The sequence below is a fragment of the Endozoicomonas atrinae genome, from assembly GCF_001647025.1.
Taxonomy (GTDB): Bacteria; Pseudomonadota; Gammaproteobacteria; order Pseudomonadales; family Endozoicomonadaceae; genus Endozoicomonas; species Endozoicomonas atrinae.
In genome coordinates this window covers 1-716 of record NZ_LUKQ02000690.1, presented here as the reverse complement: position 1 = coordinate 716, position 716 = coordinate 1, and the positions used below count along the sequence as shown (strand labels likewise).

Sequence of the window (716 nt, the reverse complement as noted above, 5' to 3'; positions counted from 1 at the left end):
CTCACCTCTGGCTGAACCTTGCCCCAGCACACATCACGTTTAAAACAACCCTTGCAGCGCCAGTCACTCCGGTCTCTGGCAATCCGTTTGCCCTCGCCCCGCAAAATCCGTTTGATGCGGTACCTCATGGCAGACCATTCAAAATCGTCGAACTCGACAATCTCAGCGTGATAGGTGCTGCGGTTCTTGTTGTAGGCAATAAACAACGTCCGTCGTACCCCACTCATTCCCATGTACATCTGCACCTGAAAGAAGTAGTGCGGGTGTGAACGCTGCATACCCTTGTTTTTGAACTTGTTGAACGACGATGTATTCATGCTTTTGATCTCAAGAATCAGGGTCTCCCCCTGCCAGATCGCCATCCCGTCCGTGTGACAGCTCACATGGCCACCACTGGCCTGATACGTCCACTGTTTGCCGGTGTTGGGGTCGACTTCCTGAATCTCCAGACCAGGTACACGTTTGAGATCAGCGACCACCATGTCTTCGATGACGTGGCCCATACCGAAAATCCGTTTCAGTTGTGGATCAGGAGCAACATTGGGAAAACCGCGCAGATTAAAAGCGATCGCCGCGTCACACTCGTTACCAATGGCACTGGCACCGATGTACTGGCGAGCCTTCTGCTCGGCTTCCTGCTCATAGCTCTGATCAATCAGGTCGATGATCTCAATCGCGTCCATGCGTCACCTGCCGTCAGAATGGGATGTCATCTG

1 protein-coding gene is annotated in these 716 nt (G+C 52.9%); it reads right to left on the bottom strand.

Going from position 1 to position 716, the window contains the following annotated elements; genetic code table 11:
- Positions 1-683, bottom strand: a 683-nt coding sequence (locus AK963_RS30080) for a YqaJ viral recombinase family protein (protein ID WP_066018843.1), incomplete at its 3' end; no start/stop codon positions are given.
- Positions 684-716: the final 33 nt, after the last annotated feature.